Genomic DNA, 21,085 nt, shown 5'->3' with positions numbered 1-21,085 from the left:
CCATGGTTCAGAACCTTATCAGCGTGCGGAGATAGAGCTGCGTCGCACGCAGCGGATCGGAGAACTCGCCATCGGGTCGCGTGGTGATGCGCCGCGCCACCTCGAGGTCGAGCTGCACAGTATCGGCAAGCACGGTCCGGACGCCACCACCCCATGACGAGAGCCGCCGGTCGGCATCCGTATCGAGGTTCTGGTACGCCCAGCCCATGTCACGGAAAACGTAGAACTGCGACGATCCGCGGTTGTTGCCCAGCGCCGGCTGCGCCGCCAGGTCGTAAGCGATGTCGAACTGCAACTCGAGCGCGTAGCCGTAGCCCCAGTCACCCGTCACCTGGCCCGAATAGAAGCCGCGCCCGAGCCGCGAGCCGCCGAGGTAGTATTTCTCGGCATTGGGCAGGATGTTCCCGGACCATTGCCCGGTGACGTAGGCCTGGATGTTGAACATGCCGCCTTCGAAGGGCGACCAGATCGGCTGCACCCGTTGGTAGTCGCCAGTGTATTTTGTGAAGTCGAACTGGCTGCCGATGCGCGTCGATTCAGGGTCGCCCTCGCGCGAGGCGTCCCAAATGGCGAGCCCCTGGTGGATGCGCACGCCGCCCTGGTTCGTCGCCGGCGGCAGGAACGGGATCAGCGTATCGAGCGCCTGCCCGTCGAAGCCGCCGCGCGCGGTGCGGATGCGGTCGCGCCCCGCGACGTTGCGCCCGGACGAGGTGCCAACGCCCGTGTAGATGTCGCTGTCGAACATGTCGAACTGCGCCACCGCATACAGGTTGGCCGGGCGCGAGCGGATGATCGGATAGGTCGCGACCAGCCCCGCGACGCGGTTCTCCGCCTCGTAGCCGATCTCCGCCAGCTGACCGGTGGGCAGCGTGTTGCCCATGCCGGCATACAGCCGCAGCCGCAGGCCCGACCCGCCGATGAAGCCCTCCACGCTTGCCTGGGTGAACCATTGCGAGGCCTGCTCGGCGCCGAACAGCGAGATCTCGGTCCGCTCGCCGTACTCCGTGACGGAATTCAGCCCCGCCACCAGCAGCGCCTGCCACGGCCCGGTCAGCTGGTAGGCGCGGTTGTCGACGTTGAAGTATCCGCTCACGGCCGAACGCGAGAGCTGCGCGACCAGGCGCAGCGCGCCCGGTTCACCCTGGATCGGCTGCAGCACGCCGCGCACGGTGACACCCGGCACGTCGGAGGCCAGCAGCAGCGCGCGTTCCACCGCCGCGGTCGAGACCGGGCGCATGTCCTTTACGCGTTCCAGGAAGCGCAGCACCTGGGTGCCAGCCGGGCCGATGTCGCCATCCAGGCGGACCTCTGCGACATAGCCTTCGGTGATCGCGAAGCGGACCTCGGATCGGCCATCGCCCTGCGGCGCCAGCGCCGCGGCGACCGACACGAAGGGGTAGCCCGCCCGGCGATAGAGGCCGAGCACGGCCAGCCGCGTCTCCTCGATCCGCGCCAGGGTGACGGTGCGGTTCTCGATCGGCGCCAGCACGGCGCGGAAGGTCATGATGTCGAGCGCGGTATTGCCCTGCACCACCGCGGTCGAGACCGCCACCTCGCGACCTTCGCCCGGGCCGCGCTGCGCTTCGGGCGGCGGTGGCTGGGTGCGTGGCGACAGGTTCGGCACCGTGCTGGGGCCGACGCGGTCGATCAGGTCGGCCGGCGGCGGGGGCGGGCGCGGGATGTTCACAGGCACCTGGGCGCGCGCGAGGTCTGGCGCCACCAGCACCAGGAAGGCGACAAGCGCCGGCACAACAGTCCGTATCACAGGATTCGCCACGCTCACCTCACGGGATTTGCAAACAATACCGTGACTTAACCGGGGTGAAACGATTGTTGTGTAACGCCGCGCGGAATAGGGGCCGGCCGTAGCGCTGAAGCAACGGTCTCCCCAGCCTCGGCGCCTGCCGTGGGTCGCCTCCGTGGGCGTGCGGACCTGTGTCGGGCGTGTCGAACAAACCTTCAGGCCGCGGCGCTCACTCGCCCAGGTTGACCACCTGGACGCGCCGGTTGCTCGGTTCGTCCCGGCCGTCGCCGGTCGGCACCAGCAGGGTGCTCTCGCCGAATCCGACCGGTTCGAGCCGCGTGGCGGCAATGCCGTAGCGCTGCACCAGCAGGTCGCGCACCGCAGCGGCGCGGCGTTCGGACAGCGCCTGGTTCATCCCAGGGTCGCCCACCGTGTCGGTATGCCCTTCGATCCGGAACCGCGCATTCGCCAGTTCGGGCGCCGCGAGGGCGCGCGCCAGCGAGGCCAGCACCACCTCGGCCTGCGGCGTGAGTTGGGCTGATCCGGACGTGAAGGTGATCATCAGCGACACCGCGGGCCGGCCGGGCGGGGCCGTGGTGGCGGCCTGCACCGGGCTGCGCGGGTCGATCGGCGTGACCGGCGCCGTCACCGCATCCCCCTGGTTCGGAATGCGCAGGCCGCGGGTGAGGTTGCGCACGATGCTGTCCGCCACAGGGTCCGGCGCCTGGGCGGGCGCGGGCGTGGCGGCCAGCAGGGTCAGTAGGGCCAGGAGCACGGGGGTGGTGCGCATGGTGCGGTCCTCCATCCCGGTCGGGCCGGCGCGGCGCCGGCGTCCGGACGGGCGGCGAGAGCCTAGGGCAACTGGCCGGCGGAGGGAATCGCCCTCGCCGCAGCGTGCCGGATCACATCGCTGCAGTTGACGGATCGCGCCATGCCGCCCGCGCGCCTGTCAGGGCCCGGGGGTGCGTCGCCCGGGGCGGTCTGCCGGGGGGCGACGTCCGGCGCCGCGGTCGCGCGCCGCCCCGGCTCAGCCGAAACGCGCGATCGCGAAATCGGCGCCCACCGCCGCCCGCCCCAGCACCGCATCCGCCGTCATGCGCCCCGCGACGGGGCCGAGCGTGTAGCCGGAGGATGTCACGGCGGCGAAGAACCCCGGGCAGGACGGCGCCTCGCCCAGGATCGGCGCGCGGTCGATATGCACGTTCATCCCGGTCCAAGCACGCAACACCGACATGCCGGCCACCGCAGGCACCACATGGCCGGCGACCCAGAGGTTGCCCTCGATGCTCTCGCGCCGGTTGCGGGTGGCGCCGGTGGCAGGGTCATGCACGCCAGGCCAGGCGCCGCCGATCAGCAGATGCCCGTTCGGCCCCTGCTTCAGCGACAGGTGCCGCCCGGCATGGGCGACCAGATGCGGGATGAAGGCGCCGGTCGCTTCTGTCGCGATCACCTGCTGCACGAGGCCGCCCACGGGTAGTTTCACCCCGGCCAGGGCAGCGATCTGCCCCGACCACGGCCCGGCCGCGACCACGACGCGCCCGGCGCGGATGGTGCCGGCTTCGGTGGTTACGGCGAAGGCCGCGCCGTCGCGCGCGATGGCGGTGACGTCCACACCGCCCACGACGCGCGCGCCCGCACGCTTCGCCAGCGCCAACAACGCCGCGGTGCCGCGCAGCGGGTCGATCTGGCCCTCATCCGGGCAGAAGGCAGCGCCGAGGAAGCGCGGCGCGAGATAGGGTGCGATGTCGCGCAACTCGTTGGCGCCGATCACGTGGCTCTCGATGCCCGCACCGCGCTCGACCGCGGTCTTGCCGTGCAGCCAGGCCAGTTCCTCCGGCGTCTCGGCCAGCATGATCCCGCCCTCGGTGCGGATGCCGCAGGATTCGCCTGCGTCGCGCGCGATCTCCTTCCACAGGGCGATCGAGCGCGGGCCAAGCGGCAGCGTCGCCGCAGCCGGGCCGGCGGTGCCGAGTGCTTCCGCCTTGTCGCCGAAATCATAGGGCAGCAGCTGCACATGCAGGCTGCCGGCGTTCGCCGTGCTGGCCGCAAGGCCGGGTTCCGAGCGGTCGGCCACCAGCACGTCCACGCCCTCGCGCGCCAGGTACAATGCGGTCGACAGGCCGAGCACGCCGCCGCCGATCACCAGCACGTCGCAAGCGCGGTCCAGGGCCGCGAGCGGGACCGCCGGGCTGCGCCAGCTGGTCGGCGTGGGGGCGTGGATGACCGGGGCATCGAAGCCTTCGGGCACCTCGCGCATCAGCGCCGCAGCCGGGATCGGCTTGATCGGCGCGCGCGGCGCGGCGAAGGCGGCTTCGGCGGCCGGGGCGCCAACGAGGCGCGCGACCGTCGCGCCGCACATCCGCCCCTGGCAGCGGCCCATGCCGGCGCGGGTCTCCTTCTTGATCGATGCCAGCGTGCGCGCGCCGGATGCCATGGCGTCGCGCAGCGCCCCGGCCGTGACCTCCTCGCAGCGGCACACCGTGGTGGCGTCGGCGATGGCGGCGGGGTCGAAGGCGGGGGCGGCGAAGATGCGCCACAGTGCGCTCTGGAAGGCCAGCGCGCGGTCGAGATCCCGCCGCGCCGCCGTTTCGTCGGGCGCGGCGAAGCCCAAGTCGCGCGCCGCGGCCAGCCCCGCGAGGCGCCCGCGCGCGAAGGCCACGCGCGACCCGCCGATCGACGCGCCATCGCCGATCGCGAAGACGCCATCGATGTCGGTGCGGCCTTCGCGATCGGCGATGGTTTCGAGCCGGCCGATCTCAGCGCCGGGGCCCTCCGTCGCGAAGCGCTGCGCGCAGCCGAGCGCGCGCGCCAGGCCCGTCTCCGGCTGGAAGCCGAGGTTCAGCGCCGCGACGCCGGCCTCGATGCGCCGTTCGCCATCCGGTGTGGCGATGCGCAGCGCGGCGAAGCGGTCGGTGCCTTCGCAGGCGAGGATGGAACTGCCCCAGAGCACCGGCACGCCGGCGCGGCGCAACTGCGCGAGGTAACGCAAGCCATCCCACGCGAGGTCGGGCGAGGTCCGCGCCAGGGTCATCATGTCGCGCCAGGCCCGCAGCCCCGGCTTCGGCGCGGCTTCCACCACGGCCGCCACCTGAACGCCTCCGGCGATGAGTTCGCAGGCTAGTTGCAGGTTGAGCGGACCGCTGCCCGCGACCACCACGCGATCCGCAGGGCTGACGCGCTGCGCGCGGGCCAGCGTCTGCAGCGCGCCGGTGGTCATCACGCCGGGCAGCGTCCAGCCCGGGACCGGTACCGGGCGTTCATGCGCGCCGGGGGCGAGCACCAGGCGGCGGGGCCGGAAGGTGAGGGCGGTGCCGTCCACCACCGCTGCGATCTCGTCCGGCGCGAAGCCGCCCCAGACGGTGGCGCCGTGATGGATGGTGACGCCGGCGGCGCGTGCTTCGACCAGCAGCGCGGCGCCGCGTTTGAACTGCGCGTCCGGCGTGGCATTCGCGTGCGATCTTGCCAGCGGCTTCAGATACTGCCCGCCCGCCTCCGCACGTTCGTCGAGCACGATGGTCGCCGACCCCGCGCGCGCGGCAGCGATGGCGGCGGACAGACCCGCCGGGCCGGCGCCGACCACCAGCACGTCGCAGGCCTGCTCCGCGATCACGCCGGGCTTTTCCGCCAGCGGCGCCGGTTCCGCCGGGAGCGCGCCCTGCACGCGCATGCCGGCCTCCGCCTTCACCAGGCAGGCGCGCTGGCCGGCGCGGCCATCGACGGTGACGATGCAATCCCAGCACGCCCCCATGCCGCACCACAGCCCGCGCGGCGCGCCCTTTGCCGTGGTGCGAAAGGCGACGACGCCCGCCGCCGACAGCGCGGCGGCGATGGATTCGCCGGGCAGGGCCTCGATGTCGCGGCCATCGAAGGTGAAGCGGATCGGCGCCGCGGAGGGCGTGATGGTGCTGGAGGTGAGGCGCATGCCCTTGCCGTGCCGGAGAAAACAGTCTCCGATCATCGCACGCGGCCCGCCCGCGTCCATCCCCGGAGCCATCGATGTCCCGCGAGCCCTTCCGCGGCACCTATACGGTGCTGGTCACGCCCTTCACCGCCGATGGGTCCGCCGTCGATCACGCCGCCCTTGCGCGGCTGGTGGAATACCAGGTGCGCGAAGGCGTGCGCGGGCTGATCCCGCTGGGCTCCACCGGGGAATTCCTGAGCGTGTCGCGCGAGGAACGCGCGGCGATCGTGGACACGGTGGTCAAGTCCGCCGCCGGTCGAGTGCCCGTGCTGGTCGGCACCGGCGCAGAGGACACGCGCGAGGTCGTCGCGATCTCGAAGGAAGCCGAGGCCCAGGGCGCGGACGGCGTGATGATCATCCCGCCCTTCTATTCCGTGCCGACCCTGGCCGAGCTGGTGCACCACTACGACACGGTGGCCAAGGCCATCGGCATCCCGATCATGGTCTACAACAACCCGGCGACGTCGAATGTCGACATGACGCCCGCGATGCTGGCCGAGATCAGCCGCATCCCGAATTGCCGCTACGTGAAGGAAAGCACGCTCGAGGTCACGCGCGTGCGCGACATCGTGGATTTGTGCGGCGACCGGATGGAGGTATTTGCCGGCGTGCTTGGCTACGAAAGCGCTTGGTTGGGCGCAATCGGCTGGGTCGCGGTGTGCAGCAACGTCGCGCCGCGGCTGTCGAGCGAGATGTTCGACGCCGCCGCCTTCGAGGCGAACCGCGACAAGTCCCGCGCGCTGTATCGGAAACTGACCCCGCTGCTGCCCTGGGTGGGCGGCCCGCGCTACGTCAGCGGCACCAAGGCGGCGTTCCGGCTGATGGGCATGGACATGGGCCCGCCGCGCCCGCCGCGCCTGCCGCTGCCCGCCGCCGACATGCCGGCGCTGGCGCAGGTCTTGCAGGGCATCGGGCTGATGAGCGTGGCCGCGCAGGCGGCGGAATGACAGGGAATACAACCATGGATCGTCGTCTGTTTCTCGCCGCCGGCGGGTCGCTGCTGGCCACCCCCGCGCTGGCGCAGGCGCCTGCCTGCACCCAGGCCGTGCCGAACAGCGAGCTGGTCAAGGCCGGCACGCTGACGCTGTCCACCAACCCCACCCTGCCGCCCATGCAGTTCGTCGACGGGCAGGGCGTATTGCGCGGCATGCGCGTGGAACTGGGGGCCGAGATCGCGCGGCGCCTGTGCCTTCAGGTCGAGCATGTGCGCGTCGAATTCGCCGCCATGATCCCCGGCCTCGCGGCGCGCCGCTGGGACATGATCAACACGGGCATGTTCTACACCGAGGAACGCCAGCGCCTGATGTGGCTGGTGCGCTACGAACAGCAGGCGATCAGCGTCTCGGTGCCGCGCGGCAACCCGCGCAACATCCGCCGCATCGAGGACCTGGCCGGCCTGCGCGTGGGCGTCGAGCAGGGCGGCTTCGAATTCCGCCGCACCACCGACATGTCGAACGACCTGGTCGCGCGCAACCTGCGGCCGCTGACCATCCGCGCCTTCGACAATTTCGCGGTGTCCTTCCAGGCGCTGCGCGCGGGGCAGCTCGACGCGGCTATTTCGATCGACAGCACCGGCAAGGAATACGACGACCGCGGGGAATTCACCCGCGCGATCTCCGGCCTGTACGGCACGCCGATCAATTTCGGCTTCCGTTCGCGCCCGCTGGCGCAGGCCGTAGCCACCGCTCTGACGGCGATGAAGGCGGATGGGTCGTTCCAGACGCTGCTCGATCGCTTCGGCGTCACCGCCTATGACGGGCCCTTCGAGGTGGTCGGGCCTTCGTGACGTCGCCCTCGGGCGCCGGGGGGCCGGCGCGACGCCCTGGTTCAGGGCCGCGCTGACCCATGCAGATCTGGCGCTGGGACGGCTTCTTCGACTCCCTGTTCAACGCCTACCTGCTGGAAGGGGCGATCATCTCGGTCGGCCTGACAGCGGGGTCGCTGGTGTTCGGGCTGATCATCGGGATCGGGTTGGCGCTGATGCGCCTGTCCGGCAACCGGATCATGTCCGGCTTCGCGGCCTTCTATTGCTGGTTCTTCCGCGGCACGCCGCTGCTGGTGCAGCTGCTGCTGATCTACACCGGCCTGCCGCTGCTCGGCATCCGCTTCGACGTGTGGGAAGCCGCGCTGATCGGCATTTCGCTGAATGAGGGCGCGTATCTGAGCGAGATCGTGCGCGCCGGCATCATGTCGGTGGCCAAGGGCCAGCGGGAAGCGGCCGCCGCACTTGGCCTGCACCGCGCGCAGGTGTTCCGCCTGGTCACCTGGCCGCAGGCACTGCGCGTCATCATCCCGCCGCTCGGCAACAGCGTGAACGGGCTGCTCAAGACCACGTCCATCGCGTCGGTCATCAGCGTCGACGAACTGCTGCGGCGCACGCAACTGCTGATCCAGGAACGCTTCCTGGTGCTGGAATTGTTCATCGTCGCCGCGATGTACTACCTGCTGATGACCACGCTGTGGGACTTCGTGCAGCGTCGACTCGAACGCCGCTACGGTCGCGGCTACGCGGCCGACTCAGCCGACCGGCGGTGACACCGCGGGGCCGGCGCGGTATCGCTGGCCCCGCCCCATGAACGACGTCGCCGACTTCGTCCCGCCCATGCCGACACCCGCCTGGCGGCCGCCCACGGCGATTGGCGGGTTGCTGCGCGCGCGACGCGACGTGTTGTCGATCTTCCCGGCCGATGCCTATCGCCGCCAGGTGATGTCCACGCGCCTGCCCGGGCGGATGATCCTGGTGGCGAACACGCCCGAGGTGGTGCGCGACGTCTTCGTGACCAAGCACGCCATCTACCAGCGCAAGTCCCGCTTCCTCGAGGACGCGCTGCGCCCGGTCATCGGCGGTTCGTCCTTCATCGCGTGGGGGGATGACTGGGCGGCCAAGCGCGCGGCGATCAGCCCGCCTATCCACCCTTCGGGCATCGCGCAATTCCACCCCTGCTACGTTCAGGCCGCCGAGGAAACTGCCGGGGATTTCGCGCGCGCCGATGGTTCGGTCGATGTCGCTGCCGCCTTCGCCACCGGCATCACGCGCGTGCTGCTGCTGTCGGTGTTCGGGCCATCGGTGCCGCGGGAGGACGCCGCGATCATCGCCGAGACCTTCACCGCCTACCAGGACGCTGCGGAGGTGGTGGACCTGTTCGGCCTGATGGGCCTGCCGGACATGCTGGGCTGGATCACGCGCCGGCGCGCGGGGCGGCTCGCGGCCGCACTGCGCGGGCGCGTTGCACGCCTGCTGGACGAACCTGGGCCCGGCACGCCGCTCCTCGCCGCGCTGCGCGCCTCGTTGTCGGGGGATGCGCTTCTGGACGAGGTGGTGATGTTCCTGCTGGCGGGGGCCGAGGGCGCCGCCATCACGCTGACCTGGACCGCCATGCTGGCGGCGATGCATCCCGCCACGGCCGACCGCATGGCTGCAGAACTCCCCGACGCGCCGCCGGATTACGCCGACCTTCCGGGCTTCGCCTTCACCCGCGCCGTGATCCAGGAATCGATGCGGCTGTACCCGCCGGTCGCGGTGTTCGCCCGCCAGGCGCTGAAGCCCGACCGCATCCGCCGCTGGGACGTGCGGGAAGGGGATATCGTGCTGGCCGTGCCCTGGCTCCTGCACCGGCACGAGCAGTTGTGGGAGGCGCCGCACGCCTTCCGCCCCGAACGCTTCCTGGGCGACGCCCCGCGACAGCGCCCGCGCTTTGCCTACCTGCCCTTCGGCATCGGCCCGCGCATCTGCGCGGGTGCGGCGTTCGGCATGGCCGAGGTCTCGGTCTTCGCCGCCATCCTGTTCCGCCGCTTCCGCTTCGCCCTGGCGCCCGGCTTTACGCCGCGGCCGAATTGCCGCCTGGCGCTGCGGCCCAAGGGCGGCATGTGGCTGGTGGTGACGCGGCGTTGACGGGGCGCTCAGACCTTGTCCGGATCATTCTTGGGCGCGGTGAAGTTCAGCGGGCGCAGTGCGTCCTGGGCGCGCTGGCGGGATTGCGCGTCAGTCATGGCGCGAAAGGCCGCATGCAGATCGGCGCTCTGGTCATCCGTGCCAAGGTTGCGGAACACCGGGTTGTAGGTGCCCGGAACTGCCACATGGGGATTGACGAAGCCGCCGAGGAAGTTGGCGACGGCGCCGGCCGCTGCGACGCCATCGCGATCGCGCCACGCCACACCGGCGAAATGGACCGATTCCTGCCAATGCGCCGTCGTATACGACCGCGTCCCTTCGCTCGTGCGCGCCGCATTGGCGATCACGAAATCGGCTGTCTGTCGTGACGCCGGCTGGTTGAACTCCATCAGCCATCCATTGACCACGTTCACCGCCCTGTTGAAGTAGTCGGGAACGTCGCGCGTCGCCTCGTCGATCCGTCGGCGCTCGGCGAGGTGATCGGGCGGACCGCTGCCTGACATGGCCGTCTCCTCGTGGGTTTCTGGCGACCATGCTACCGGATGGCGCCTCGCCTCCCGCGTGAATCCTTCGTGACCGGCAACGCCATGACAGTGCTTGCCAGACCGCAGGCCCGCGGCAAATCTCTCTTCGAAGGCAGGAGATCGAAGAATGCCAGACTACGACCTCGCGGTACGCGGCGGCCAGGTGGCCACGGGCTTCGGCACCGCGCGCTGCGACATCGGCGTCAAGGACGGCCGCATCGTCGCCATCGCCGAGCGCATCACCGACGCTGCCCGCACCATCGAGGCCGACGGCCTGCTGGTCCTGCCAGGCGGCGTCGACAGCCATTGCCACATCGAGGAACCCTCGCGCGGCGGCTACGCCAGTACGGGTGCCGCCGAACCGCCGGTCACGGTCAACGAGGAATCCTTCGCGACCGCCTCCGCCTCGGCCTTCGCCGGCGGCACCACCTCCGTCGTGTGCTTCATCCCGCAATGGAAGGGTTTCGGCGTCTGGGACCGCTACGTAGATTACCGCGCCCGCGCGGCGAAAGGGATGCTCGACCATTCCTTCCATCAGATCATCTCCGACCCGACCGACGCGGTGATGGATGAGGAGGTGCCACGCGTGGTCGCCGAGGGCGTGCGCAGCCTGAAGGTCTTCCTCACCTACGAACCGCTGCACCTGAACGACGCGCAGTACCTGCGCGTGCTGACCAAGGCGCGCGAACTGGGCTGCCTGGTCACCGTGCATTGCGAGAACTACGAGGCGATCAACTGGCGCACGCAGGAACTGCTCAAGCACGGCATGACCGCGCCGAAGTACCACGCCTGGGCGCGCCCGCCGATCGTCGAGCGCGAAGCCACACACCGCGCCATCGCCCTGGCCGAACTGGTGGACCAACCGATCCAGGTCTTCCACGTGAGCTGCGCCGAGGCCGCCGAGGAAATCGCCCGCGCCCAGGCTCGCGGCGTGAAGGTCTGGGGCGAGACCTGCCCGCAATACGTGGCCCTGACCGCCGCCGACATGGACCGCCCCGGCTTCGAGGGGGCGAAGTTCATGTGCAGCCCCGCCCCGCGCACGAAGGAGGAACACGCCCGCATCTGGGAGATGATCCGCCGCGGCACGCTCGACGTCATCTCGTCGGACCATTGCGCCTTCTCGTTCGAGGGCGACAAGGGCAAGCGGTCCAACGGCGCCAACGCCGTGTTCCGGGACATCCCGAACGGCATCCCCGGCTTCGCCGCGCGGCTGCCGATCATCTTCAGCGAGGGTGTGTCCAAGGGTCGCATCAGCCTGGACGATTTCGTGCGCCTGACCGCTACGCAACCCGCGCGGCTGATGGGCCTCGCCCCGCGCAAGGGCATGATCGCGGTGGGCGCGGATGCCGACCTCGCGCTGTGGGATCCGACGAAGAAGGTGACACTCACCAATGCGCTGATGCAGCACGCGATCGACTACACGCCCTACGAAGGGATGGAGGTCACCGGCTGGCCGGTCGCGACCATTCGCCGCGGCGAGGTCGTGATGCGCGACGGAAAGGTGCAGGCCGAACCCGGCACCGGCCGCTTCCTGCCGCGCGGCCCCTACGACATGATCCGACCGCGCGGCATCACGCCGGACGGCTTCGACCCGGCGCCGTTCAGGTGAGCGCCACGGCGTAGCCCACCGCCCAGATCCCGGTCTCGTCGTAGTCGATACGAGTCGCGTCGGTGACCGGCTCGGCGGCGAGGACCGCGGCGATCTTCGCGCGCGCCGCATCGACACGGCGGCGGATCTCCCCTGCGCCAGGCGGCGTGGGTTCCGCCGCCAGCACGCCGCTGCCGGTCCAGGCCAGCCGCGTGGTCCAGCGCTCGGTGCTTTCGGGGCGTGGCCGGACGCGCCCGGTAGTGGACTGACGCAGCAGCAGCGCGTCGCGCTCCGGGCGAGGCTCGATCACGCCCTCCAGGCGCCGCGAGGCGGTGCTCACCTGCTCGTCGTGGAAGGACAGCGTCTCGATCCCCAGGATGCGGAGCGCGCCGGCATCGTCCACGCCGATCACCGCCGCCAGCTTCTGCGCCACGCCCGTGCCGCGGTTGCCCTGGAAGCTGGCCAGCAGCACCTCGCGCCCCGCCACCGGCAGGCTGCGCAGCACGCGCCCGTCGCCGTACCAGGTGGGCAGGCGGATTTCGCCCTGCGGGGCAGCGGCGCCTGTGAAGGCGATGACGAAGGCCTCGCCCCTGTCGCCGCGCGCCGTGCGCGCCACGACGGTGCTGGGCGGCTGGCCTGGGCGCAGCGTGAAGGTGGTGGTCGCGGCCTGTGCGGAAGGTGCGGCGCACAGGCCCGCGGCGGAGAACAGGATCGAGCGGCGGCTGGTCATGAGGCGTCCCGGCGCGACGGTGCAGGCGCCGATCCTGCCCCGCGGAAGGCCACCTGGAAAGGAAGCGCTTCAGCTCGCCGCACGCCCGCGCATCGCGGCCGCGACCCCCTCCAGTCGCGCGCGCAGCCGCGCCAGCGCTGCCCCGCCGCGCAGCACCGGCCGGCAGGCGGCGGCCTCATAGCGCGGGCTTGGCGCGCAGGGACGGAAGTCCTTGAACAGCGAAGTGACCGCGTGGTTGTCGAACAGGTCGCGGTTGCCGTCGTCGAAATAGGTTTCGCTGGCGGCGCCCTCTGCCAGCACCAGGCCATGCGCGGGCAGCTCGATGTGCCAATAGGCTGCCTCGGCCCGCCACGCCTCCTGCACGATGCTGCGGCCGTTCACCAGCAGCAGCGCCGGCACCAGATGGCCGTCCAGCAGCATGCCGTGCTCGGGTGAGACGCGCAGGTCGCGCCGCGGCAAACCGCCGCCCAGCGCGCCGGCGCGGATCAGCACCGGCGCCACGCCGATCGGGTCGGCGCGCCCGGCGACCGCCACGCGTGTGCGGCCCATCCAGACCACGCCCTGCGGGATGCCGCCATCCGATCCCGTCAGCACCATGTCGCCGGCACGCAACGTCTCGATCGGCACCTCGCCGGTGGGTGTCGCGATCATGGTGCCGGCGAGGAAGCAGGTGACGGTCTCGAGCCCATAGGCACGCACCGATCCACCGGCGCCGAAGCTGAACAGCCTTGCGCCGTCGGTCTCGGTGGTCTCGGTCCAGTCGTCGGTCTCGTCGCCGGTCCAGCCCGCAAGATGCAGCGTGTCGCTGCCCGCGCCGAACTGGATCGTGTCGTCGCCATCGCCGGCGCGCCAGAAGGCGAGGTCGCCATCGCTGCCGGCATCGATCCTGTCGTTGCCCGCGCCGCCGGTGATGGTGTCGTCGCCGCCGCGGCCGAGCAGCGTATTCGCCCCGCCATCGCCCAGGATGGAATCATCGCCCGTCCCGCCGGCGGCATCCTCGAAGCGGGCGATGCTGTCGCCCTCCAGCAGCCCCCCGGCGACAGTCTGCGCGGCAAGGTCGATGACGACGCCGGCGGTGTCCGCCCCGGCATCGAGCAGGTCGTGCCCGGGCACCGTCGCGAAGCCGCTGCCGAAGCCGAAGGTGACGCGGCTGCCGCCATCGAGCACGTCCGCCCCGCCGGTCGCGACGATCGTGTCGTCCCCGCCACCGCCCAGCAGCGTGTCGGGCGCGTCGTCCAGCCCTGACAGCCAGTCATTGTGGTCGCTGCCGGCCAGTCCCTCGATGTCGGTCAACGTATCGCCCGCCGCATCGCCGCCGGACTGTGCCGCGCCAGGCGTCAGCGAGACCGTGACGCCCGCGCTGGAGTACCGGTAGTCGGCGATGTCGCCATCTGCGCCGCCGTGGAGCCAGTCGCCACCCTGGCCGCCGTCCAGCGTATCGGCGCCGTCACCGCCCTCAAGCGTGTCGATCGCCGCATCGCCAGCCAGGCTGTCGGCGCCGCCCTGGCCCTGCAGGCTGTCGTCACCGCCGCCGCCGGCGAAGGTGTCGGCATCGTCCAGCCCCGCCAGCGTATCGCGCGCCGCGCCGGCGATGATGAAGAACCGCTCGAAGCCGGCGAGCGTCGTGCCGTCGCCCAGTTCGGTCTGCGAGTCTGCGTCCACCGGGCGGAAATCGAGCGTGTCCGAGCCCTGGAAGCGGTACAGCACCGCGAGGTCGATGCCGGTGTCGTCGTCCCCGTCCGGCCCGGCCAGGCTGTCGCCGCCGATCAGGCTGTCATGGCCGCCCCAGCTTTCGATGGTGTCGCTGCCGACGCCGCCCAGCATCGTGTCGTCGCCGGGCGCCCGGAAGTCGCCGTCGCGCAAGCTGTCATCGCCGACCTGGCCGAGCAGGCTGTCATTGCCGCCCTCGCCCTCGATGGTGTCGCCGCCGCCGCCCTCGACCAGGCCGGAGATGGTGTCGCCGAGCGTCGTACCGCGGATCTGGAACCGCTCGACGCCGAGCACCACGCCGCCGTCGCCGAGTGCCGCCTCCTGCGTGTCCTGCGGCGTGAAGTTCAGCACCTTGTCCGCCGCCGTGACCTGGTTGCGGAAGATGATCGCGAGGTCGTCGCCCTCGCCGCCATCGAGGCGGTCGGCGCCGCCGGTTCCATCGGGGATATTGTCCTGGCTGACCAGCAGGTCGTCGCCCGAACCGCCCTCGAGCGTATCGTTGCCGCGCAAGTTGGTGGGCGACCCGCCATGGCCGCTGAGGGTGTCGTTGCCGCCCTGGCCGCGCAGCAGGTCGTCGCCGCGTTCGCCGCTCAGGGAATCGTCGTTCTCGAGCCCGCCGATCGTGTCGTTCCGCTCGCTGCCGGCGATCACGAAGCGCTCGACGTTGATGACCGTGACGCCGTCACCGGTCGAGGCCTCGATCGTGCTGCTGACCGGGTTGAAGTCCATCGGCGCGATCGACAGCGTGGCGGGCCGCGTCATTTGCAGCGTGTCGAAATCCTCGCCGCCGTCGATATAGGCGGCGCCGCGCCCCTCGAACCCGCTTCCCTGCAGCAGCAGGTCGTCGCCATCGCCCCCCAGCATCGTGTCGGGCGCGCCGTCGATGCTAGGATTGCCGCCTTCCAGCGTGTCATTGCCGCCGCGCCCGGCGATCAGGTCGGCGCCGGTGCCGCCGTCCAGGCTGTCGTTGCCGTCCAGGCCGAAGAAGGTGTCGTCGCCGGCGCCACCCGTGAAATTGAACACCTCGACGCCGACGACCGAGCCGCCGATAACCCCCAATGAGGCCGGCGTCTCACTGTCGACCGGCCGGAAATCCGTGGGAATGTTTGCATCGGATACGCCGGTCACGCCGCCGAGCGTAAGCGTGTCCTCGCCGGACCCGCCATCGATGCTGTCCGCGCCGCCAGTCGTGATGATCCGGTCGTTGCCGCCGCCGGCGATCATGGTGTCGGCGTCGTTGTTGAAGCGGTAGTTGGCGTCGACCAGCAGGTTGTCGCCCGCACCGGCCAACAGCAGGTCGGCGCCGCCATTGCCGTTGAGCGAATCCTCCCCGTCGAGGCCCTGGATCGTGTCGTTCAGGTTCGACCCGATGATGTCGAAGACCTCGACGCCCACCACCGTGCTGCCTTCGCCAAGCGGCGTGGGCGTGGCGCTGTCGACCGGGCGGAAGTCGAGCGGCGGCCCGCTGACCGGGTCGTTGAAGAACTGCTGTGTGTGGCGGAAGATCAGCCTGTCGTACCCATCGCCACCCACCACGGAATCGCCGCCCGAACGGCTGACCAGCCAGTCGTTGCCGTCGCCGCCGACCACGGTGTCGGCACCGGAGAGCGAGTTGTCGCCATCTTCGATCGAATCGTCGCCCGCGCCGCCGTCGAGGCTGTCATTGCCGGTGCCGCCGCGCAGCGAATCGCTGCCGCCCTCACCCAGGATGGTGTCGGCGCCATCGCCACCGAACGCGGTGTCGCGGCCCTCGCCACCCAGGATCAGGTCGTCGCCAGCCTCGCTGTTCAGGCTGTCATTGCCCGCCCCACCCAGCAGCGTGTCGTTGTCGGCGCCACCCAGCAGGCTGTCATTGCCATCCCCACCATCGAGCGCGTCGTTGCCCGCAAGGTCCACCAGCAGGTCGTTGTCCGCCCCGCCCAGCAGGCTGTCCGTGCCGGCACCGCCGCGCAGCACGTCGTTGCCCGCATCGCCCGAGAGCGTGTCAGCCTCCGAGCCGCCATCCAGCGTGTCGCGGCCCTCGCCGCCTTCCAGCAGGTCGCGGTCCGCCTCTCCCACCAGGCTGTCGGCGCCGGCCCAGCCGCGCAGCGTGTCGTCGCCCCCCGTGCCGTTGATCGTGTCGTTGCCGACATCGAGCCGACCCTCGATCCGGTTCGCTTCGCTGCTGCCGATGAAGAAAATCTGCTCCACCTCGCTCACCACGAAGGGCGAGAGGTCCGCGGCGGCCCCCGTGAGCGTGAAGACGCCGGCCGCATCCGGCACGAAGCTGAGGGTCAGTCCGATCAGGGGTGCGGCCTGGCCCAGCACGATGAACGCGGTGTCGTTCCCCTCGCCGCCGACCAGGCTGTCACCCCGGGTGACGAGCGAGTTCGAGTGGTCGGTGCTGTAGAGCGAATCATCCCCCGCACCGCCGAGAAGCGTGTCGGCAACAGGTCCGGCTGACGTCACGAGGCCGATGCCGGAGGCGCCAAGAACGTCGTTGCCCTCGCCGCCGGTCAGCAGATCGGCGCCGGTCCCTCCCAGCAGCCGGTCGTTGCCGCCCTCGCCCTGCAGCGTGTCGTCGCCGCCGAACCCCTCCGCGGTATCGGCGCCGGCGGTGCCGGTGAAGCTGTCATTGCCCTCGGTTGCCCCAGGGTTCGGAAACCAACCCGACATGCAGCGCGCCTTCCCACCCGCAGGACCGCGCAAGTGTCCGTGATGGGGCGGTCCGCGGCAACGCGAAAACTGCGGTTGCGAAACGGTTGAATGACTCGCGCTACAGCCGCGCCGGCACCTGCGCGATCACACTCTCCTCCGCATTGGCGAAGGCGAGGCGCAGGTGGCGGTCCTGCCCGGGCCCGAAGAACGGCCCCGGCAGGCCGAGCAGCCCGCGTTCCACCGCCAGGCGCTCCGCCAGCGCGACCGCATCGGGCGCGTCGTCGGGCAGGCGCATGTAAGCGAAATAGGCGCCGAGGCTGTCCAGCCGCCAGCCCGGCAATTGTGCGGCGGCGCGGCGGAAGGCCTCGGCCCGCCCGGCCATCAGGTCGCGGTTCGCCGCCCGCCAGTCACGCAGCGCCTTCACCCCCCAGGCCAGCGCCGCCTGCGCCGCCTTCGGCGCATTGATCTGCAGCGTGTCGAGCGCCTTCATCAGTTCGACGCGAAAGCCCGCCCCCGCGGCAATGGCGCCGACGCGATGCCCCGGCACGCAATACGCCTTCGAGAAGGAATACAGGTGCACGAAGCCCTCGCCCCAGGCGGGGTCGGCGAACAGCGCATGCGGTGGCGACTGCGCGGGGCTGAGGAAGTCGCGATAGGTCTCGTCCAGCACCAGCCAGGCGCCGTGCGCGCGCGCCAGTTCCGCGAAGCGCGCGATCACGGCCGGCGGATAGACCGCCCCGGTCGGGTTGTTCGGCGTGACAAGAACGATGGCGCGCACGCCCGCCATCAGCGCGGCGGCGCGGTCCGGATCGGGGATGAAGCCGTCCTCCGCTCGGCATTCCAGCGGCACGCAGGGAATGCCGAGCGCCGACAGCGCCATGCGGTGGTTGAAGTACCAGGGCGTGGGCAGCATCACTGCCTCGCCCTGTCCGGCCAGCACGCTCATGGCCATGGTGAAGGCGAGGTTGCCGCCCGAGGTGATCGCGACATCCGCGGTCGTGAGTCGCGCGCCGTAGAAGCGCGCCATGTCGTCCGCCAGCGCGGCGCGCAAATCGGGGTCGCCGTCGATCGGTCCGTAGCCGGCGGCCGCACGGCTGCCCGCCGCCTCGGCCAGCTTCGCCAGCAGGTCGGGATGCGGCGGATAACCCGGCACCGCCTGCGTCAGGTCCAACACCGGCCCCGCGCGCCCGTCATAGCGCGCCGCCCATTCGCGTACCGCCGGGATCGGCGGTGTCTGGGTGGCCTGGATTCGGGGCGAGAGTGGCAGGGTCATGGCACCGGAGGGAACCATCGGCGCGCCGCCGCGTCCATGCGGCGCCTGGTCACGGCGGGTGTGCGACCCGCGCGCGCGCCGTCACGGCGCCTCGCCCGCCGGGCGTCCCGTCGCGTGCCGCCAGTGGTGCCACAGCAGCCGTGCCGCCAGCGATCGATAGGGGGACCAGGCGCGGGCGATCTCCGCCAGCGCGCGCGGCGTCGGGCGCGCCTGCAGCGCCTTCAGATGCGCGACACTCGCCGCCAGCGCCACGTCCCCGGTGGGGAACACGTCCGGCCGGTCGAAGCCGAACACCAGGTGCACCTGCGCGGTCCAGGGGCCGAGGCCCGGAATGGCCGAGATCGCCGCGATCGCCACCTCATCCGGCGCGTCGCGCAGCACCGCGACATCGAGCCGCCCGTCCAGCACCGCGGCGGCCAGCGCGCGCACATGCGCCACCTTTGGCCGCGACAGCCCCGCGCCGCGCAGCGCGTCATCCCCGAGCGCCAGCATCCCGGCCGGGTCCAGCGCGCCCGGCAGCGCCGACAGCCGCCCCCAGATCGCCGCGGCGGCCTGGTTGCTGATCATCTGCCCGCAGATGGTGCGCAGCAGCCCGGCGAAGCCAGGATCGCGCGAGCGCCAGGGCAGCGGGCCGGCGCGGTCCTCGATGCCGGCGAAGTCCGGGTCCTGGCGGCCGAGCGCCATGATGGCGTCGCGCGCCCAGCCGGGCGGTGTGGGGAAGGGGGGTGAGGCGGCGGGAGCATTGCGTGGGGTGGAGGGCGCCCCCGCCGCCTCGGAGGAGGACCGCCCGCGGGGGATGCTGCGGGACGGGCTCCGTGATCGGGTAGGTGGTGCGGCCATGGCCGGGACGAAGCCTCGGATGCACCCGGATTGCAACGCCCGGCAACCGGCGCACGGCCTGCAACAAGAAGAAACACGGCACGGCGCTGCAACGGCGCCACTTCGCCCTATTGTAACAGTCATGGACTCCGCACCGCATATCCTCGTGGTCGATGACGACCGCGAGATCCGCGACCTGCTCTCACGCTTCCTCGAGAAGCAGGGCATGCGCGTCACGGCTGCCAGGGACGCGCGCGAGGCTCGCCGCGTCTGGCCGCTCGGGCGCTACCACCTGGTGGTGCTCGACCTGATGATGCCGGGGGAACCGGGACTCGATTTCGCGCGCTGGCTGCGCACGCAATCGGACGTGCCCATCGTGATCCTGACCGCGATGGGGGAGGAGACCGACCGCATCGTGGGCCTCGAGCTCGGCGCCGACGACTACGTCGCCAAGCCCTTCAACCCGCGCGAACTGCTGGCGCGCATCCGCGCCGTGCTGCGCCGCGCGAATGGCGAAGGCCCGGCGAAGGAGCCGCCCGCCAAGACCATCCGCTTCGCCGGCTGGACGCTGGAGCCCGTGCTGCGCCGCCTGCTGAACCCCGAAGGTGCCGAGGTGCCGCTCACCGGCGGCGAATACGAACTGCTGCTGGTGCTGGTGGAACGGCCCAACCGCGTGCTGACGCGCGACATGCTGATGGACCTGCTGCGCGGTCGCCAGGCGGGGCCCTTCGACCGCGCGATCGATGTCGCCGTGTCGCGGCTTCGGCGGAAGCTGGAAGACGACGGGCGCAATCCCACGCTGATCAAGACCGTGCGCGGCGGTGGCTACGTGCTGGCTGCGACGGTCGAGCGTGGCTGAACGCCGCCGCCGCTTCCGGCTGCCCTCGAGCCTCGGCGGCCGCACCGCCTTCTGGCTGATCGTCGCGCTGATGGTGGTGCAGGCGGCGGGGCTGACCATCCATGCGCTGGATCGCGTCGACCTGCAGCGCTTCATCCATGCGCGGGAGATCGCCGGGCGCGCCTTCGGCGCGTGGCGTACCGCGGTGCTCGCCCCGACCGACCGGCGCGAGCAGATGCTGGCTGACCTCGACCTGCCGGAAGGGCTCAGCGTCGACCTTGCGCACCAGCCCGCCGTGCGCGCCGGCGCGCCGCAGCCGCCCCCGCATGTGATGCGCCTGTTCCGGCTCGACCTGGTGAATTCCGGCCCGCCGCGGCTGCGCCCGCGGGAGGCGCGCGTCGCCGCCCTGCCGCCCGGTGGCTTCCAGGCTTCCCTGCGCCTGCCCGATGGCGAATGGCTGAACGTGCGGGTCGAGATGCCGCCGCCGCGGCCTTGGCATTCCGCCACCTTCCTCGCGGCCTTCGTGGTGATGACGGTGGCGGCGGTGCTGCTGATCCTGTGGGCGGTGGCGCGCCTCACGCGGCCGGTGCGGCTGCTCGCGGAAGCTGCCGACCGGCTCGGGCGCGACGTGAACGCGCCGCCCCTGCCCGAGGGCGGGCCGTCCGAGGTGGCAACCGCCGCACGCGCCTTCAACGTGATGGCCGGGAGGATCCAGCGCTTCGTGGCCGACCGCACGCAGATGCTGGCGGCGATCGGGCATGATCTGCGCACGCCCATCACGCGGCTGCGCCTGCGCGCCGAATTCATGGACGACGACGAGCAGCGACGGAAGATGCTGTCCGACCTCGATGAGATGGAACAGATGATCGCCGCGACTCTGGCCTTCGCGCGGGACGATGCGGCAGCCGAACCCGCGACGCCGATCGACCTGGCCGCGCTGTGCCGCACCGTGGCCGACGAAGCCGCGGATGCCCGCCCCGAACTGGCCGAGGCCATCGCCTTCGATGGCCCCGAGCGCCTGACGGTGCGCGCGCGTCCCATCGCGATGAAGCGCGCCCTGGCGAACCTGGTCAGTAATGCGCTGGCCTATGGCGGCGCGGCGCGGCTGCACCTGTCCGCGCCGGAGGGCGGCGTGGTGCGCCTGGCGGTCGAGGATGACGGCCCCGGCATTCCGGAGGCCGAACTCGAGGCGGTCTTCGCCCCCTTCCGCAGGCTCGAGGCAAGCCGCAATCGCGAGACCGGCGGCACCGGGCTGGGGCTGACCATCGCACGCAACATCCTGCGCGCGCATGGCGGCGACGTGGTGCTGGCCAACCGGCCCGGCGGCGGGCTGCGCGCGGTGGCGAGCCTGCCGGCGTGATGTTCTCCG

At 71.4% G+C, this 21,085-nt stretch carries 15 protein-coding genes; 7 read left to right on the top strand and 8 right to left on the bottom strand.

Annotated elements, in window-relative coordinates:
* Nucleotides 1-7: 7 nt before the first annotated feature.
* The 3 genes from MWM08_RS16585 to MWM08_RS16575 all read right to left on the bottom strand — a co-directional run bounded on the left by MWM08_RS16585 (nt 8) and on the right by MWM08_RS16575 (nt 5,666).
* Complete coding sequence (locus MWM08_RS16585; protein ID WP_244407610.1) at nt 8-1,750, bottom strand: ShlB/FhaC/HecB family hemolysin secretion/activation protein; 1,743 nt, start codon at nt 1,748-1,750, stop codon at nt 8-10.
* 223 nt (nt 1,751-1,973) lie between these two features.
* Entirely contained in the window at nt 1,974-2,534 is a 561-nt protein-coding gene (locus MWM08_RS16580) for an OmpA family protein (RefSeq protein WP_244407609.1), read from the bottom strand.
* A 237-nt stretch (nt 2,535-2,771) separates the two neighbouring features.
* Nucleotides 2,772-5,666 carry an FAD-dependent oxidoreductase gene (locus tag MWM08_RS16575; RefSeq protein WP_244407608.1) on the bottom strand — a complete coding sequence of 965 codons (2,895 nt, stop codon included), beginning with the start codon at nt 5,664-5,666 and terminating at the stop codon, nt 2,772-2,774.
* A gap of 74 nt (nt 5,667-5,740) precedes the next feature.
* Here MWM08_RS16575 and MWM08_RS16570 point away from each other — a divergent pair, with 74 nt between their 5' ends.
* Genes MWM08_RS16570 through MWM08_RS16555 form a run of 4 tightly spaced genes read left to right on the top strand, consistent with a single transcriptional unit; the run spans nt 5,741 to nt 9,597 of the window.
* The gene (locus MWM08_RS16570) at nt 5,741-6,652 is read left to right on the top strand and encodes a dihydrodipicolinate synthase family protein (protein ID WP_244407607.1); all 912 of its coding nucleotides are present in this window, start codon (nt 5,741-5,743) and stop codon (nt 6,650-6,652) included.
* 14 nt (nt 6,653-6,666) lie between these two features.
* Nucleotides 6,667-7,491: an ABC transporter substrate-binding protein gene (locus MWM08_RS16565; protein WP_244407606.1), complete on the top strand. Its 825-nt coding sequence runs from the start codon at nt 6,667-6,669 to the stop codon at nt 7,489-7,491.
* Between the two features lie 59 nt (nt 7,492-7,550).
* Entirely contained in the window at nt 7,551-8,240 is a 690-nt protein-coding gene (locus MWM08_RS16560) for an amino acid ABC transporter permease (RefSeq protein WP_244407605.1), read from the top strand.
* A gap of 37 nt (nt 8,241-8,277) precedes the next feature.
* A complete protein-coding gene (locus MWM08_RS16555) occupies nt 8,278-9,597 on the top strand; it encodes a cytochrome P450 (RefSeq protein WP_244407604.1) in 1,320 nt (439 codons plus the stop codon).
* A gap of 8 nt (nt 9,598-9,605) precedes the next feature.
* On the opposite strand, the gene MWM08_RS16550 is transcribed toward MWM08_RS16555, so the two are convergent.
* Nucleotides 9,606-10,100, bottom strand: a complete 495-nt coding sequence (locus MWM08_RS16550) for a hypothetical protein (protein ID WP_244407603.1) — start codon at nt 10,098-10,100, stop codon at nt 9,606-9,608.
* Nucleotides 10,101-10,248: 148 nt separating this feature from the next.
* Between MWM08_RS16550 and hydA the strand changes: the two genes are divergently transcribed.
* Nucleotides 10,249-11,730, top strand: a complete 1,482-nt coding sequence (gene hydA, locus MWM08_RS16545; RefSeq protein ID WP_244407602.1) for a dihydropyrimidinase — start codon at nt 10,249-10,251, stop codon at nt 11,728-11,730.
* Here the strand turns inward: hydA and MWM08_RS16540 are convergent.
* From MWM08_RS16540 to MWM08_RS16525, 4 genes are all read right to left on the bottom strand, one after another.
* Nucleotides 11,723-12,439: a hypothetical protein gene (locus MWM08_RS16540; RefSeq protein WP_244407601.1), complete on the bottom strand. Its 717-nt coding sequence runs from the start codon at nt 12,437-12,439 to the stop codon at nt 11,723-11,725. The genes hydA and MWM08_RS16540 overlap by 8 nt on opposite strands.
* Before the next feature lie 69 nt (nt 12,440-12,508).
* The gene (locus MWM08_RS16535) at nt 12,509-16,804 is read right to left on the bottom strand and encodes a Hint domain-containing protein (RefSeq protein WP_244407600.1); all 4,296 of its coding nucleotides are present in this window, start codon (nt 16,802-16,804) and stop codon (nt 12,509-12,511) included.
* 100 nt (nt 16,805-16,904) lie between these two features.
* The gene (locus MWM08_RS16530) at nt 16,905-18,059 is read right to left on the bottom strand and encodes an aminotransferase (protein ID WP_244407599.1); all 1,155 of its coding nucleotides are present in this window, start codon (nt 18,057-18,059) and stop codon (nt 16,905-16,907) included.
* A gap of 81 nt (nt 18,060-18,140) precedes the next feature.
* Nucleotides 18,141-18,743 carry a DNA-3-methyladenine glycosylase family protein gene (locus MWM08_RS16525; RefSeq protein ID WP_244407598.1) on the bottom strand — a complete coding sequence of 201 codons (603 nt, stop codon included), beginning with the start codon at nt 18,741-18,743 and terminating at the stop codon, nt 18,141-18,143.
* A 277-nt stretch (nt 18,744-19,020) separates the two neighbouring features.
* On the opposite strand from MWM08_RS16525, the gene MWM08_RS16520 reads away from it, so the two are divergent.
* Both MWM08_RS16520 and MWM08_RS16515 read left to right on the top strand, forming a co-directional pair.
* Nucleotides 19,021-19,737 (top strand): response regulator, encoded by a 717-nt coding sequence (locus tag MWM08_RS16520; protein WP_244407597.1) that lies wholly within the window; start codon nt 19,021-19,023, stop codon nt 19,735-19,737.
* On the top strand, nt 19,730-21,076 hold the full coding sequence (locus MWM08_RS16515; protein WP_244407596.1) for an ATP-binding protein: 1,347 nt from the start codon (nt 19,730-19,732) through the stop codon (nt 21,074-21,076). Before MWM08_RS16520 ends, MWM08_RS16515 begins: the two co-directional genes overlap by 8 nt.
* Nucleotides 21,077-21,085 lie beyond the last annotated feature (9 nt).

It is taken from the genome of Roseomonas fluvialis, assembly GCF_022846615.1.
GTDB classification, from domain to species: Bacteria; Pseudomonadota; Alphaproteobacteria; order Acetobacterales; family Acetobacteraceae; genus Neoroseomonas; species Neoroseomonas fluvialis.
This window is presented reverse-complemented; position numbering and strand designations above follow the sequence as displayed.